At 70.3% G+C, this 14,824-nt stretch carries 10 protein-coding genes; 3 read left to right on the top strand and 7 right to left on the bottom strand.

Going from position 1 to position 14,824, the window contains the following annotated elements:
- Positions 1-10: 10 nt before the first annotated feature.
- A complete protein-coding gene (locus IPJ59_RS24365; protein WP_293273505.1) occupies positions 11-994 on the top strand; it encodes a hypothetical protein in 984 nt (327 codons plus the stop codon).
- A 3-nt stretch (positions 995-997) separates the two neighbouring features.
- On the opposite strand, the gene IPJ59_RS24360 is transcribed toward IPJ59_RS24365, so the two are convergent.
- Together IPJ59_RS24360 and IPJ59_RS24355 are read right to left on the bottom strand one after the other, a co-directional pair.
- Positions 998-2,644 carry a serine/threonine protein kinase gene (locus tag IPJ59_RS24360; protein ID WP_293260911.1) on the bottom strand — a complete coding sequence of 549 codons (1,647 nt, stop codon included), beginning with the start codon at positions 2,642-2,644 and terminating at the stop codon, positions 998-1,000.
- A 110-nt stretch (positions 2,645-2,754) separates the two neighbouring features.
- Positions 2,755-3,780: a hypothetical protein gene (locus IPJ59_RS24355; protein WP_293273504.1), complete on the bottom strand. Its 1,026-nt coding sequence runs from the start codon at positions 3,778-3,780 to the stop codon at positions 2,755-2,757.
- A 97-nt stretch (positions 3,781-3,877) separates the two neighbouring features.
- Here IPJ59_RS24355 and meaB point away from each other — a divergent pair, with 97 nt between their 5' ends.
- Positions 3,878-4,855 (top strand): methylmalonyl Co-A mutase-associated GTPase MeaB, encoded by a 978-nt coding sequence (meaB, locus tag IPJ59_RS24350; protein WP_293260905.1) that lies wholly within the window; start codon positions 3,878-3,880, stop codon positions 4,853-4,855.
- A 1,819-nt stretch (positions 4,856-6,674) separates the two neighbouring features.
- Here meaB and IPJ59_RS24345 read toward each other — a convergent pair.
- The 5 genes from IPJ59_RS24345 to IPJ59_RS24325 all read right to left on the bottom strand — a co-directional run bounded on the left by IPJ59_RS24345 (position 6,675) and on the right by IPJ59_RS24325 (position 13,453).
- Positions 6,675-8,042: an MATE family efflux transporter gene (locus tag IPJ59_RS24345; protein WP_293273503.1), complete on the bottom strand. Its 1,368-nt coding sequence runs from the start codon at positions 8,040-8,042 to the stop codon at positions 6,675-6,677.
- Positions 8,043-8,163: 121 nt separating this feature from the next.
- On the bottom strand, positions 8,164-9,471 hold the full coding sequence (locus tag IPJ59_RS24340; RefSeq protein WP_293273502.1) for a DUF4215 domain-containing protein: 1,308 nt from the start codon (positions 9,469-9,471) through the stop codon (positions 8,164-8,166).
- Between the two features lie 171 nt (positions 9,472-9,642).
- Complete coding sequence (locus IPJ59_RS24335; RefSeq protein ID WP_293273501.1) at positions 9,643-11,889, bottom strand: hypothetical protein; 2,247 nt, start codon at positions 11,887-11,889, stop codon at positions 9,643-9,645.
- A 108-nt stretch (positions 11,890-11,997) separates the two neighbouring features.
- Positions 11,998-12,165: a hypothetical protein gene (locus IPJ59_RS24330; protein WP_293273500.1), complete on the bottom strand. Its 168-nt coding sequence runs from the start codon at positions 12,163-12,165 to the stop codon at positions 11,998-12,000.
- Between the two features lie 67 nt (positions 12,166-12,232).
- Positions 12,233-13,453 (bottom strand): sigma-54-dependent Fis family transcriptional regulator, encoded by a 1,221-nt coding sequence (locus IPJ59_RS24325; RefSeq protein WP_293273499.1) that lies wholly within the window; start codon positions 13,451-13,453, stop codon positions 12,233-12,235.
- Between the two features lie 405 nt (positions 13,454-13,858).
- On the opposite strand from IPJ59_RS24325, the gene IPJ59_RS24320 reads away from it, so the two are divergent.
- On the top strand, positions 13,859-14,809 hold the full coding sequence (locus IPJ59_RS24320; RefSeq protein WP_293273498.1) for an ADYC domain-containing protein: 951 nt from the start codon (positions 13,859-13,861) through the stop codon (positions 14,807-14,809).
- Positions 14,810-14,824: the final 15 nt, after the last annotated feature.

The following is a 14,824-nucleotide window of genomic DNA, read 5'->3' as shown; positions in this document are numbered from 1 at the left end:
GCTGGCGGCCATGGTGCGTGGGTCCGTGCTGGTGGGCTTCGCGGCGGTGGCCCTTCTGGGTTGCTTTCGCGGCGGCTTCCTCGACGACACCTGCGAGCAGCTCTCCGGGGGCTGCGGCGCGGGCATGACAAGCGGCGGCATGAGCAGCGGCGGGGTGCCGACGACCGGCGGGGTTGCGAGCACGAGCGAGGGCAGCGGCACGGGCGACGCGAGCTCGGGCAGCACGGGCGAATCGCCGGGGGTCAAGTTCGATGGCCCGGCGTTTCGCATCGTGGCGATGAAGATCATCGACCCGCACATCTTCATCGAAAATCCGCTGTGCATCGACGCGAGCGCGTTCATCAACTCGGGGCTGACGACCTCGCTGATGACGAAGGAGACCAACCTGATCCTGCTGGCGCGGGACTTCGATCCCGACGCGGCGCAACAGGAGTTTTGGTTCTACCGCGCCGCGGATTGTCCGGTCGACGAGGAGTACTGCCTGCTCGACGCTCTGGTGCCGCCGACGATCTTCATCTCGTTCAACCGCGACGACGAGAACTGTCTGGTGGTCGACACGAACACGATCAACAAGAACAGCCTGCCGGACTTGAACCTGCCGAGTCCGCCCTGCGTGGTCAGCCCGAAGGCGAGCCTGCCGCTCCAGCTGACGCCGGAGCTGAGCCCGATCACCTTCTATCAGGGCCAGTTCGCCGCGCACTACGAGCCCGACGATCAGGACCCGACCGAGCTGCGCGACGCGATCCTGTTCGGCTTCATCCCCAAGAGCCAGGCGATGATGCTCGAGTACAACTACAACGGGTCGGCCATCAACCTGTGGTCGGTGATCCGCGGCAGCGACGCGGCCGACGCGTGTCCGGTCGACATGGGCCACCCCAGCGACGTCGACCTCCTCGACCTCGACCCCAACGACGCCGTGCCGGCCGAGCCCGGGGTGTTCCTTTACTTGAACTTCACGGCGACGAAGATCGACTTCTACGCGCCGCCTCCGTGAGGGCTACAGCTTGAAGGTGGCGCTGTGGACCGAGTCCTTGCGGGCGCGCTTGAAGCGGGTCTGGCGGACCAGCTTGACGACGCAGTTGCTGAACGACGAGCCGGCCTGACGGCCCTCGGGGACGACGCGGCTGACCTTGCCGGAGGCGTCGACGTAGACCTTGGCGCCGACCTCGAAGCCGCGCAGGCCGGGGCAGCTGGCCTTGAGCGAGCGCTGGAGCGGGGCGATGGATCGGCGGAATTCGGCGGCGGAGAGCGCCTCGGGGAGGGCGTGCGCTGGTGCGGCGGCGCCGGTGTCGGCGTCGCTGGCGTTGCCGGGGTCGCTACCGGTGTCGCTGTCACTGTCGGTGTCGGCGCCGACGATCGTGGGCTCCGCGATCGGCGGTGGTGGCGGCGTGGGTGGCTGCGGCGTGGGCTCGGGCGTGGGTTCGGGCGGGGTTTGGCGGCGCGTGGTAGCGACGGTTGGGTCGTCGTCGAAGTTGCCGCCGAGGAGGGTCCAGGCGATCGCGGCGACGCCGAGGATCAGCACGCCGACGAGCGCGAGGAGCAGGCCGATCGGCATGCGCGGTGGTTTGCGGATCGTCCGCGGCCGCGGCATGGTCGGGAGGCCGAGCATGATGCCGGTGGAGCTGGCGCCGGTGAGGGTCATCTGGGCCTCGCGCAGGGCGGCGATCAGCTCCTCGACCTTCTGATAGCGGCGGGCGGGGTCCTTCTCCAGCGCCTTGAGCACGATCTGCTCGATCTTCGGCGGGATCTCGGCGGACGGGTTCTGCTCGCGCGGCGGCACCGGCGGGTCGGTGAGGTGCTGGCTCAGCACCGCCATGTAATTATCGGTGTCGGTGCGAAATGGCAGCACGCCGGTGAGCATGCGATACATGATGACGCCGAGCGCGTAGATATCGACGCGGCTGTCGGCCTTGAGGCCGCGGCACAGCTCGGGGGCGATGTATTCGGGGGTGCCGATGATGCCGCCCTCGATGGTGAGCGAGTGCTGGCCCTTGGTGAAGCGGTCGTCGACGATCTTGGCGATGCCGAAGTCGAGGACCTTGATGTAGTCGGTCTCGTTGTCCCGCTTCACCCGAAAGCAGTTCTCGGGCTTCATGTCGCGGTGGATGATGCCCTTGGCGTGGGCGGCGGCCAGGGCCGAGCTGATCTGCAGGATGATGTTGCTGACGCGGAACCACTTCATCACGCCGACGGTCTGCAGCGTGCGCGCGAGGTCCTCGCCCTCGAGGTACTCCATCACGATATAGGCGTGGCCCTGCGGCGAGCGGCCGAAGTCGGCGATGTCGACGACGTGGTCGTGGCGGATCAGCGAGGCGGCGCGGGCTTCTTGAAGGAATCGCTGGACGTCGCCGGGGTTGCGGCTGTAGTCGGGGCTCAGGACCTTGACGGCGATCTGCTTGCCGATCACGACGTGCTCGGCGAGGTAGACCGCGCCCATGCCACCCTGGCCGATCAGGCGCAGCAGCTTGTAGCGCTCGCCGAGCAGGCTGCCGACCAGCGTCTCGGGGTCGGTCCACGGTTGTTCGGCGCCGGGCGTGAGCTGCGTCTGCTGCTTCGGCGCGGCGGCGGTCGCGAGCAATTCCCAGTCGTCCTCGACCTCGATGTCGGGGCTCGCTGCACCCATGCTCTTCGAGCTCACTGCCACAGACGCGCAGAATACCGGATCGTCGCTGCCGTGCGGGGCGTCGGGGGAGCGGCGCGACGGCGGCAGAATCAGCGCGAGGTTGCGCGCGCTGGCGAGCCTCGGGCGCTGCCTCAGAAGCGGAGCACGAGCGTGGCGCCGGTGAAGTTGGGGCCGAGGGCGGGGGCCACAGCGGGGGCCAACCTGGGGGCCATCGAGGCCGCTCCGGCGCGGGGTCGCGGGCGGGCGCGCAGGCCGAGCACGAGCAGCGTGACACCGGCGGCGATCGCCGCGGTGGCCAGCACGCCGCCGGCGATGGCGAGGCGGTTGCCGAGGTTGCCGCGGTCGATCAGGGCCTGCAGATCGGGGTCGTATTGCGAGAGCGGGGAGCCGCTGGCGATCGCGGCCTGGGTGCGGGCGTCGCCGTCGCGCTCGGCGTTGCGGCCGACGACGAGGCCGGCGGTCATCATGCCGAGGAAGAGGCCGCCGACGCCGGTGCTGACGGCGCCGGCGATCATGAAGGTGCGGGCGCGACGGGCCTGCGCGGGGTCCGGGTCCGGCGTGGCGGCGCCGCGATCGTCGGGCATCGCGGGCCTGTCGCTAACGTCGGGGGCGGGGTCTGGCGCGGGCTCGGGGGCGGCGGGCTTCTCGAGCGGGGTGGTGGCGCAGTCGAGGCCGGGGGTCTCGCCGCGGGCGGCGTCGATCTGCTTGCGCAGCTCGGCGAGCAGCTTCTTGGCCTTGCGGGTGTCGGGGAACTTGTCGCCCTTGCTGCCGAAGCTCTGCTTGATCTCTTCGAGGTAGGCGACGAGCAGGCGCTCGCACTCGCAGAGCTGGCCCGGGCCCTCGCCCTCGGCGAAGGCGTTGCGGCGGGCGTCGATGAGGTCGAACAGGACGATCGCCCGGGTCTCGCGCTCCTTCATCGGCAGGTCGCGGTAGGCGGTGGTGAAGGACTCGGCGGCGGCGATGAAGTTGCCGGCGTCGCGGTAGGTGATGCCCTCCTCGTAGGTGCGGGTGGCGGCGGCGATCGCCGGGTCGTCGGCCTCGCTGCCGGCCGGTGCGGCGACGGCGGGTGTCCCGAGGGACATGGCCACGAGGACAGCCACGAGGCGGCACAGGCGCTGGCGCGCGGGGCTCGGCCGGAGCTGCGCGGCGAGGAGCATCGCGGCGATGATACGCCGCGCTCGCGACCTGCGTACAGGGCGTAGAGCTCGCGCTTGCGCGCGGCGCAGCGCCGCGGGTATGGTCGCTGCGGCCGTCATGAGCAAGCAGCGCCTCGCCGTCGACGAGTACGTGGCCGGGGTGCGTGCGGGCGATCGCGCGGTGCTCGGGCGGGCGATCACCCTGGTCGAGAGCCTGCGGGCGGACGACCAGGCGCGGGCGCAGGCGGTGGTCGCGGCGCTGCTGCCGTTCACCGGCGGGGCGCAGCGAGTCGGGATCACGGGGGTGCCGGGGGTCGGCAAGAGCACGCTGATCGAGGCGCTCGGTGGTTACCTGACGGCGCAGGGGCGGCGGGTGGCGGTGCTGGCGGTCGACCCGAGCTCGCTGGTCAGCGGCGGCAGCATCCTCGGCGACAAGACGCGGATGCCGTCGCTGGCCCGCGACCCGCGGGCCTTCGTGCGGCCGACGCCGTCGCTGGGGGCGCTCGGTGGGGTGGCCAGGCACACGCGCGAGACGCTGCTGCTGTGCGAGGCGGCGGGCTACGAGGTGGTGCTGGTCGAGACGGTGGGGGTCGGGCAGTCGGAGGTGATGGTGGCGCAGCTGGTCGACTGCTTCGTGGTCCTGATGCTCGCGGGCGCGGGCGACGAGCTGCAGGGGATCAAGCGCGGGATCCTCGAGCTGGTCGATGTGTTGGCGATCACCAAGGCCGACGCCGACCCAGCCGCGGCTGCGCGGGCGCGCGGCGAGTATGCGGCGGCGCTGCACCTGATGCGGGCGCGGCATCCGGGCTGGACGGTGCCAGTGTTGACCTGCTCGGCGCTGACGCAGGACGGGGTCGCGGGGCTGTGGGCGGCGATCGTGGAGCACCGCGCGGCGCTCGAGCGGGATGGGGTGTTCGCGGAGGGGCGGGCGCGGCAGCAGGTGTACTGGATGTGGCGGGCGATCGAGGCCGGGCTGCTCGAGCGCTTTGTGGGCGAGCCGGCGGTGGCGTCGCGGCGGGCGGCGCTCGAGGAGGCGGTGCGGCGGGGGGTCGTGTCGCCGGATCATGCGGCGGCGGAGCTGCTTGGGCTCGGGTAGGGCTCGGCCTGCGTTCGTGTAGGTCGGGTCGTGTCCGGAGACGCGGGGCGTGTCTGAAGAGCGCGGGGCGAGGCTATCTGGGCCCGGCGGAGGAGGGGCCGCCGACTGCGGGTCCCTCGCGACGGCGGCGCCTCCCGTCGAGGCAGGTGCTCGGCGCTCGTGGGCTCCGTGCTCACCCTGTCATTCGCACACGGCGTCGGCTTCTCGATGTTGACGCGCCTGCGCGCCTACCTCGCCAGGACCCTCCGCCTGCGTCCCCCGCGACGGCCCCTCTCCCGCCGGAGTGGATATCGTCGGCGCCCCGCTTATCCATGCACGGGAGCGGTCGCGCGGGCGTACGCATGCGGGCAGAACGCGGTGCGTGCAGTGTTAAGTCGAGCAGATCCCCAGATTATCGTACTCTGGAGCCCCCTCGCCGTTCATAAAGAACGGAACGCACTCCTGCTGAACTCCGGGGCATAGACCTGTATCAAGGGCACAAAGCTGATTACAGCACTCCAAACCCATACATTCGTTGGCCAACGCCGCCGGGCTGCAGACCTCCCCAGGCGAGCAGTCGTTACTGCCGCTACACTCTTCCCAGAGAGTTTTATCCGCTCCAGATGGGCCACAGGAAAAATACGACGATACAAACGTGCATTCTCTTCCTGGACCACAGTCTTCATTCAGGGGATCGCAGAAGGGAATGCACACCTCCAACGGAGGATTGATGAAGCACTGACTAAATCCTTCGGGGCATGACAATTCAGGCATCGTGCAGATCGGCGAACATTGCCCATTGAAACAGATGGAAAAGGCATCACACGAATCAAGCGCGCTCAGGACGCCGTTCTCATACTGCAAGATACTGCAGGGTTCTCTCACTGCGTCAGGATCTCTTGGAACAGGAAAACACCCCTGATTCTCAGGATTAGGACCGTATGGGACGCACTTGAAGCCTGAACGACAGACTCGCCCTGGTGACATGCACTCATCTGGGAAGAAGGGGTTATCCGTTGTTGTGGAGCCGTCACTGCTACTCATCGTCCCGTCGTCTGAATCCGTGGCCGGCGTCGTCATCATCGTGGGGTTGCCCGACGTCGGGACATCCCCAGTCGTCGACGTGTGTTCCTCCGTTGCCGTGGATGTTATCGGTGCAGGTGCGGAGGACGCTTCAGAAGCTGACGTTGCGGACGACTTGGGACCACAAGCCGACTGGAGTAGCCACCAAGCCGCTGTGTACACAATAAGACGGACTGATCTCCTTGCATTCAGGTTATGTGTGGTTTCGGACACTGGGTACCTCGTTCAGCATCGTAAATCGGGGAGGCGACGTCAAGTGAGCATTGTGTGCGAGAGAGCGCGCAACGAACGCCGTCAACCGCTGACCAGAGCGGCTTCGCCATACATGTGCTGCTGCCGGATCTTTCGCGGTAGTACGAGAATCTCGGCACGGAGATAAGCGGGGCGCCGACGATGTGCGCCCGGCGGGAGAGGGGCCAACGCGGGGGACGCAGGCGGAGGGACCCGGCGAGGCGGGCGCGCAGGCGCCTCGTCCTTGAGACACCGACGGGGATCGCGGATGACAGGGTGAACACGGAGCCCGGGGCGCCGAGCACCTGGCTCGACGGGAGGGGCCGCCGTCGCGAGGGACCCGCAGCGATGGCCCCTCCCCCGCCGGACCCAGATAGTCTCGCCCCGCGTTGTGCGAGAGCGCCTCGCCCCGCGTTGTGCGAGAGCGCCTCGCCCCCGCGTTGTGCGCGAGAGCTTCCGTGGTGTGCGAGCGCCTCGCCCCGCGTTGTGCGAGCGAGCCCCTCGTTGTGTGAGCGGGCCGCGAGGCTCAGGCCAGCTGCGGATGCCCGGTGAGGTTGATGTGGCGCCAGGCGCCGCTGCGGAAGCGCCAGAAGACGGCGACGCTGAGGGCGGCGAAGTACACGACCATGCAGGCGGTCGCCGCCGGGGGCCCGCCGCCGAGGCCGTGGATCACCCAGAACGAGAGCGGCAGCCAGACCGCCCAGGCGAGGCCGACGCGGGCCCACAGGACCCAGGCGGTGTCGCCAGCGGCGCGCAGGGCCTCGCTGAGGGTCATGACGGCGGCGTCGAACAGCTGCCAGGCGGCGGAGATGGCGAGCAGGACGGCGCCGAGGCGGGCGAGCTCGGAGGCCTGGAGCTCGTCCTCGGCGAACAGGGCCATGATCGGGACGGGGAGGCTGAAGTAGAACACGCCGACCAGGCCCTGCCAGGAGGCGGCGACCATGGCGGTGCGGCGGACGATCGCGGGGACGAGGTCGTGCTTGCCGGCGCCGATCGCCTGGCCGACGAGGATCGCCCCGGCGGAGGAGAGGCCGAAGGCGGGCATGAAGGAGATGCTGTTGACCTGGAAGACGACCATCAGGGCGGCGACGGCGACGGTGCCGAGGTCGGCGAAGATGACGTTGATGAAGATGAGGAAGGCGGAGAACTCGAGGAACCAGTTGAGGCCGTTGGGCAGGCCGAAGCGGAGCATGCGGGTGAACTCGGGCCAGCGCAGGCGGCCGGCGCCGGGGACCGCGGGGAGCTTGACGCCCGGCATGTAGCCGCGGGCGAACACGAGGGCGACGACGGCGAAGCCGAGCCAGGTGGCGATCACGCTGGCGATCGCGGCCCCCTCGACGCCCATCGGGGCGAAGCCGAGGTGGCCGTAGATGAGGACCCAGTTGAGGCCGATGTTGACGAGCATCGCCGTGACGTTGGCGAGCAGGGACAGGCGGGTGTCGCCGAGGCCGCCGTACCAGTTGCCGAGCGCCTCGATGCCGACGGCGGCGCCGATGCCGAGCAGGCGGACGCTGATGTAGCTGATCATCAGGGTCTGGACGGCGGGGGTGTAGCTGAGCTGGCCGATCGCGGCGGCGACCAGGGGGATCGCGGCGAGGGCGAGCAGCTGGGTGAGGCCGGCGAGGAGGAGGCCGTACCAGGCGTAGCGGCGGGCGCCGCCGAGGTCACGCTGGCCGACCAGCTGGGCGGCGAAGCTCTGGACGATGAACACGATGCCCATCGGCAGGATCATCAGGCCGAAGGTGTTGAGGGCGCCGGTGGTGGTGGCCGCGAGTGCGTCCTCGCCGAGGTGGGCGATCATCGCGGCGTCGGCGAAGCCGATCGCGGCCTGGGCCGATCGCGCGAGCACGATCGGCCAGGCCAGGATCAGGAGTTGACGGAGGCCGGCGGTCATCGGGGCGCGCGAGGGTACACGGGGGCCTCGCGCCGCGCCATCGGAGTTGGGCGGCTACCAGGCGCGCAAGGCCACGAGCATCGAGTCGGGGGCCTCGCGCTGCGCCATCGGAGTTGGGCGGCTACCAGGCGCTGAAGGCCACGAGCATCGAGTCGGGGGACTGGCCGCCGCAGCAGTTGGAGGTGCCGTCGTTGTCCTGGGCGGCGCGCAGCTCGATCTCGGCGCACTTGCGCGGGGTGAAGCTGATCTTGCAGCCATTGGTCATCGACGAGCCGGTGCAGGGCTTGCCGAGGGTGTCGATGGTGCCGAGCATGAAGCCGTCGCACAGGACGTCCCAGCGGCCGGCGCACACGAAGCCGTCGACGTAGGTGCCGATGCCGACGTTGGCGACGCAGGTCGAGGCGCCGGTGCAGCTGATCGACTGGTTGAAGGCCTGGAAGTTCTGGCCGTCGCTCTGCTGGAACACGAACTGGTCGTTGTCGCAGGGGTTGCCGCTCCAGCAGCCGCTGGCGGTGTCCTTGTTGAGCGTGTTGAGCGGGGCGCGCTGGCCGTTGGGCATGCAGCCGTTGGCCTTGCACAGGTTGGTGCAGGTGTCGTTGTCGACCATGTTGCCGTCGTCGCAGTCCTCGACGCCGGCCTGGACGATGCCGTCGCCGCACTTGGCGGCCTTGCAGGTCTTGGTGCAGGCGTCGGTGTCGACCATGTTGCCGTCGTCGCAGGCCTCCATCGCGGTCTTGTTGACGACCGAGTCGCCGCAGGCGACGGGGGTGCAGTCGGCGTCGCAGGTGACGCTCTCGGCCTTGTCGTCGCACTGCTCGACGTTCTTCTGGATGAAGCCGTCGCCGCACTTGGCGGCCTGGCACATGCTGGTGCAGGCGTCGGTGTCGTCCTTGTTGCCGTCGTCGCAGGCCTCCATCCCCTGGACCTTGCCGTCGCCGCAGGACTCGGAGGCGCACATGGCGGTGCAGCCGTCGCCGTCGACCAGGTTGCCGTCGTCGCAGCCCTCGACGCCCTCCTCGACGATGCCGTCGCCGCAGGCGGCCTTGGTGCAGGCGTTGGTGCAGGCGTCGGTGTCGACCATGTTGCCGTCGTCGCAGTCCTCGCCGGGGTCGAGGACGCCGTCGCCGCAGCTCGCGGGGGTGCCGGTGGAGCCGGGCTCGGTGGTCGCGGTCTCGCTGCCCGGGCCGGTGGTCGCGGTGGCGGCGGTGGTCTCGGCGGTGGTGGTCGCGGCGGCGGTGGTCGGTGTGTTCGTGTCCGTGGCGGGGCCGGAGGTCGGGTTGGCGGTGGTCGTGGCCTCGGCGGTGTCGCTGGCGGACATCGTGGTCGGCGGTGCGGTGGTGAAGAGGCTGCTGGTGTTGCTGCCGCTGTCACCGCAGGCCACGAGCCAGAGGGTCGCGCCGCACACCATCGAAAACCATGTTCTGGACATGGGATGACGATGCGCCGCCGGGCCCTCGCTTGACCAGTCCTGGTTGGCGTGGCGGGGCGCGGGGGCGCGAGGGGACAGGCGCGCGGGCGCGCGAGGGCACACGGGGGCCTCGCGCTGCGCCATCGGAGTTGGGCGGCGACCAGGCGCTGACGGGCGCGCGAGCTCAGCTCCTCAGTTGGGCACGAAGCTGCAGAAGCCGCCGATGCACTCGGTGTTTTCGCCGGCGCAGCAGTCGGCGTTGCTGTCGCACTTTTCGGTGAGGTGCGAGCAGTTGTCGAGCGGCTGGTCGTGGCAGGTGGCGGGCTGGCCGTAGCAGTAGCCGGCGCAGCACTCGAAGCCGGCGGAGCAGCTGCCGCCGTCGGCCTTGCAGGGCGAGAGGGCCCAGGAGCCGCGCATGTTCTGGTTGTTGAGCTCCTGGCCGGGGAGCCAGAAGGCGGGGTGGCTGGGGTCCTCGCCGGGCTTCGGGTTCAGGTTGATCGCGGCGACCCACAGCTGCTTCTTGCGGGTGTTGACGTTCTGGTCCTCGAGCGTGTTGCCGTACATGCGCTCGCTGCCGAAGACGAGCCAGGCGTAGCCGCCGACGGCGACGGGCAGGAAGGTGGGCTCGTAGCTGGTCGCGGCCTGGGCGTCGCTGAGGTAGTACTTGCCGTTCGCGGCCTCGAGGGTGAGCACGGTGGCGCCGTTGCTGTCGGTGAGATAGAGCTCGCCGGCGGCGCCGCGGGTGCGGGCCTGGGTGGCGCGCTCGAACGCGAGCCAGTTGCTGTCGGGGAGGAAGGTGGGGAAGGTGGTGGTCGGGCGACCGGGGGTGGCGTCGACGATCTTCTTGATGTTGGTGAAGGTCTGGTTCATCAGGTCGACGTTGGTGATCCAGAGGGTCGACGCGGTGAAGTCGAGGCCGTTGCCGTTGGTGCGCACGGCGAAGGCGATCTTGCTGGAGTCGGGGGACCACGCGGGGTGGCTGGGTGCGCCGCCGCCGATGCCGTCGGGCGGCGGGTCGAGGTAGGCGAGCGGCTTGGTGGTGTCGAAGGTGCTGAGGGTGAGGCGGCCGGTGGTGTTGAAGGCGCCGTCGGACCAGTGGCCCCAGACGATGTGCGAGCCGTTGGGGGCGATCGCGGTGAAGCCGGAGGCGGTGTTGGAGTAGTACTTCTGCTTGCCGTCGGCGACCTTCCAGGTGGCCCAGGGGCTCCAGCCGCCGGCGTAGCTGGCGGACAGGGTGGAGCCGTCGGCGGAGACGCTGTGGCAGGCGATGCAGGTGTTCTGCTTCTCCTCGAGGAACTTCTCGGGCTTGCTGGCGCCGACCGGCAGGCGCACGACCTTGCCGTTGTTGATCTCCCAGTAGTAGACGGTGCCGGCGAGGTTGGCGGGGGCGATGAACCAGGTCTGGGTCTTGGTGGTGGAGACGACGTTGTTGCTGTAGCGCTTGATCTCCATGTCGACCGCGCCGTCGTTGGAGGCGGTGAGCTTGGGCCAGATCGCGTTGGGCTTGACCGGGAAGTCCCAGCGCGACTTGGGTGGGACGGCGCCCCACCACTCGAGCTCGTAGGTCGCGCTGGTGAGGTGGATGTAGAAGATGTCGGGGGCGAGGGTGCCGTTCCACTGCACGGTGGGGCCGGTGAGGCCGCGCGGGAACACGGTCTTGTTGTAGGGGTAGACGATCGTCATGTTCGCGTCGGGCACCGCGGGTCCGGCGAGCTTGTCTTTGATCGCGGGGTCGACGGGCGCGGGCTCGATGGTGTCGTGGAGCTTGACGGTGGCGCTGGTCTCGGCCTGGAGGTTGGCGAACTTGAAGCCGACGATGTCCTTGGCGCCGACCTGGCCGGTGGCCTTGAACACGCCGTTGCCGCCGTTCATCACGGCGGCGTCGGGGCGGCCCCAGGTCCACGCGCCGTCGACCTCGAACTTGGCGCCCATCTCGGTGGTAGCGATCGCCTTGAAGTCGAGGGCCGGGGGGATCAGGCCGTTGATCACCTCGACCACGGGGTCCTGCGGCTCGATCGCGACGGAGACGATCGGGTCGTCGCCGAGGCCGGTGGTGCCGGAGCTGCCGGCGCTCGGGTCGAGTGTGGTGCCGTCACTGGGGTCGACGGTGGTGCCGGCGCTCGGGTCGACGGCGCCGGTGCTGGTGCCGGCGGTGGTGCCGGGGCTCGTGGGGTCGGTGGTGCCGGGGTCACTGCTGGCGTCGGTGGCGCTGTTGGAGCTGCCGCTCGCGGTGGCGTCGGTGGCGCTGCCGGGGTTGCCGCTGGTCGGGCTCGAGGTCGGTGTGCTGGCGGTGCCGGTGGAGCCGGCGGTGCCGCCGACGGTTGCCTCGCCGGTGCCGCCGAGGGTGCCGCCGGTGGGCGTGCCGCCGTCGTCGCCGCAGGCGGCGAGCGTGAGGGACGAGCAAGAGATGAGCCCAAGGACGCCACTTCGAATTTTCATCGCCATCTCCAAACGACCCGGTAACAGGAGTCGCCGACCAAGCTATCAAGCGGCGTTGCGGGCGTACAGATCACGCGGGCGCGCGCGGCCTGTCTGCGCCTGCTGCTGTCACTCGTCGGCGGGGCGCGGGGTCTCGATGTCGTACATCGCGATCCAGCGGCTGATCTGCTTGCGGTCGCGCTCGTAGGCGCGGGCGGTGGCGCTGAGGTTCCAGTCGTTGGCGACCAGGGCGGCGATCAACTCGCTGCGGCTGGGCCGCGGTCGCAGCTCACGCACGGGCTCTGGCGCGGGCTCGCGGACGGCGGGCCTCGCTGCTTCGTCGCGGCCAGCGACGCCAGTGGGGTCAGCGAGGCCAGCGACTCCAGCGACCGCAGCGACCGCCAGCGACCCCAGCGACCGTGGCGACGTCGCTCTGCAGCCACGCGGGCAAGGACTCGAGGCGGAGCGGGCCGTCGCTGTGGTGGGCGAGCTCGTGGACGAGGCGCAGGAGGCCGCGCAGGTTCTCGGGCCAGCGCGGGCGGAGGATCGCGGCGGCGGCGCTCGGGGTCAGCTCCTGGCGCGGCGGGCGGGCGAGGCCGCGGGCGGCGCTCCAGTCGAGGGCGAGGCGATCGAGCCACGGGAGGATGTCGACGCGGCGGCGGGCGAGCGGCGGGAGCTGCAGCTCCCACAGGGCGAGGCGGGCGTAGAGGTCGCGACGGAAGCGGCCGGCCTCGACCTCGTCGGCGAGGACGCGGTTGGTGGCGGCGACGACCCGGACCTGGACGCGCTGGTGCTGGGTGGCGCCGAGCGGCAGGATCTCCCCGGACTCGATCGCGCGCAGGAGCTTGGGCTGGAGGTCCAGCGGGAGCTCGCCGATCTCGTCGAGGAAGAGGGTGCCGCCGTCGGCGGCGCGGAACAGGCCGGGCTGGGCCGTGGTGGCGCCGGTGAAGGCGCCGCGCTGGTGGCCGAACAGCTGGCTCTCGATCAGCTGTGGGCTGAGGGCGGCGCAGTTGAGGGTGACGAGCGGGCCGCTGCGGCCGCTGAGGCGGTGCAGCTCGGCGGCGCTGCGCTCCTTGCCGCTGCCGCTCTCGCCGATGATCAGCGCGGGCGCGGGGTCGAGGGCGGCGCGGGCGAGGGCGGCGCGGAAGGCCTGGATGGAGAGGGCGTCGCCGGGGATGGCGGCGCGCAGGGCCGCGGGGCCGTCGTGGACCGGGCCGCGCTGGCGCTCATAAACGGCGAGGATGTCGCCGAAGCGGAGCACGGCGTTGTCGTCGAGGACGCGGGGGATCGCGGCGAGCGGGGTGCCGTGGATCTGCGAGCCGTTGCGCGAGCCGAGGTCGCGGGCGGTGTGGCGGCTGACCCTGGCGTCCCAGCGCAGCTCGAGGTGGCGGCGCGAGACGGTGCTGTGGGCGACGCCGATGCCGAGCGGTGGGTCGGCCTGACGACCCACGATCCGCGGTGACTCGTCGAGGTCGATCGCGGCGCGCAGCTCGGGCGGGTAGACGATGGTCAGGCGACAGGACCACGGGGCTGCGGCGGCGCCCGGGCTGCCCTCGCAGGTTCGCGTCTCTGGCGGCAGGCTCACGCGGGGAGTGTCGCACGTCGGCGGTCGCGACCGTTGTCCCGCGGGTGAGGCGTGAGGATCGGCCGCGCCTGTGGCTGTGCGACCGGCGACGGCGGCCTGGGTTGTGCACAGGGCCGGGGAGGAGGTCGACATGCATTGCAACGCAGGCGCCCGCGGACCGCCGGGCTAGGATCGGCGCGCGCGGGCGCCAGCAGCCGCGAGAGTGTCCCGGGGCGATCGTCCCGGGACAAAGAAATGTCCCGGTGGTTCAAGCACGGCGCGGCGCGGCGTCTCGGGGACTTGCGCGCCTGCGCGCTGCGAATGAACGCGGCGGATCCGTTGATCTCGCTGGGGTTTTTCGCTGGGGTCCATAAACTGCAGTCTGACTGGCAACGCCGCGACAAGGCGGCTCAAGGAGACACCGATATGCACGCCCTGAATTCTCGCTCCCTCTCGCTCCTCTCGCTCACCGCCGCGCTGACGGCCGCGGCGATCGGCTGTGACGTCGACGACGACGCCGCCCTGTCGCGCAGCTGGTGGTGCACGCAGTGCGGCTCGAGCCTCGGGAATTCGCCGAACATCAACGGCGCGAGCCTGGCGAACATCCACCTCACCGAGCCCTTCGGCGACGGGATGTACCTCGGGCCGATGAGCTCGGGCCTGAACGTGAACCTGCGGCTGGGCGTCGACGCGAACGACGCCTTCGTCGGGCTCCAGGGGCAGCAGGTCGTGCTCAGCGGGGCCGATGTGGTCGGGGCCAAGATCTCGGTGTTCTTGCCGAACAACGAGTACGTCTGGCTCGAGATCACCGATATCGACAACCAGGTCCCCTCGTGGAGCGACAGCGGCGCCATGGTCACGGCGTACAAGGCGACCTACTTCGACCAGGGGGTGGTGAAGGCGCTGTGCCCCGCGGTGGTGGGGGACGACCGCTGGTTCACGCTGATCCCCGACGAGCGCTACAGCAGCGGGGCCAACGAGGTCGAGTCGGCGCCGGGGACGGTGACGCTGGCCTGCGTCGGCGAGGCGGCGGCGAAGATGAAGCTGCTGGACTTTCACCCGCACGGCAACCGCCAGGCCACCCCGGAGGAGCGGCAGGCGACGCTGCGCATGGTGACCGGCGACTACTGCGGGAACGGCCACTCGTTCACGGTGTCGGGGACGAAGGTGGCGTGGCGCGACGCGGCGGGGCTGGTCGATCCGCCGTTCCAGGAGTACGCGATGGAGGCGCTGTGGGACGCCGACGGGGCGATTTGCCTGACCACGCCGCGCCACGCGAGACTCGAGGATGTTGCGGCGGTGTGCGGCGAGATCCCGGCGTGCGATGGCCTGGACTTCGTCAAGGGCGCGGTGTGGCGGACGATGCTGCCGAAGTGAAGTGATGCGAGGAGG

It is taken from the genome of Nannocystis sp., assembly GCF_016714285.1.
GTDB lineage: Bacteria > Myxococcota_A > Polyangia > Nannocystales > Nannocystaceae > Nannocystis.
This window is presented reverse-complemented; position numbering and strand designations above follow the sequence as displayed.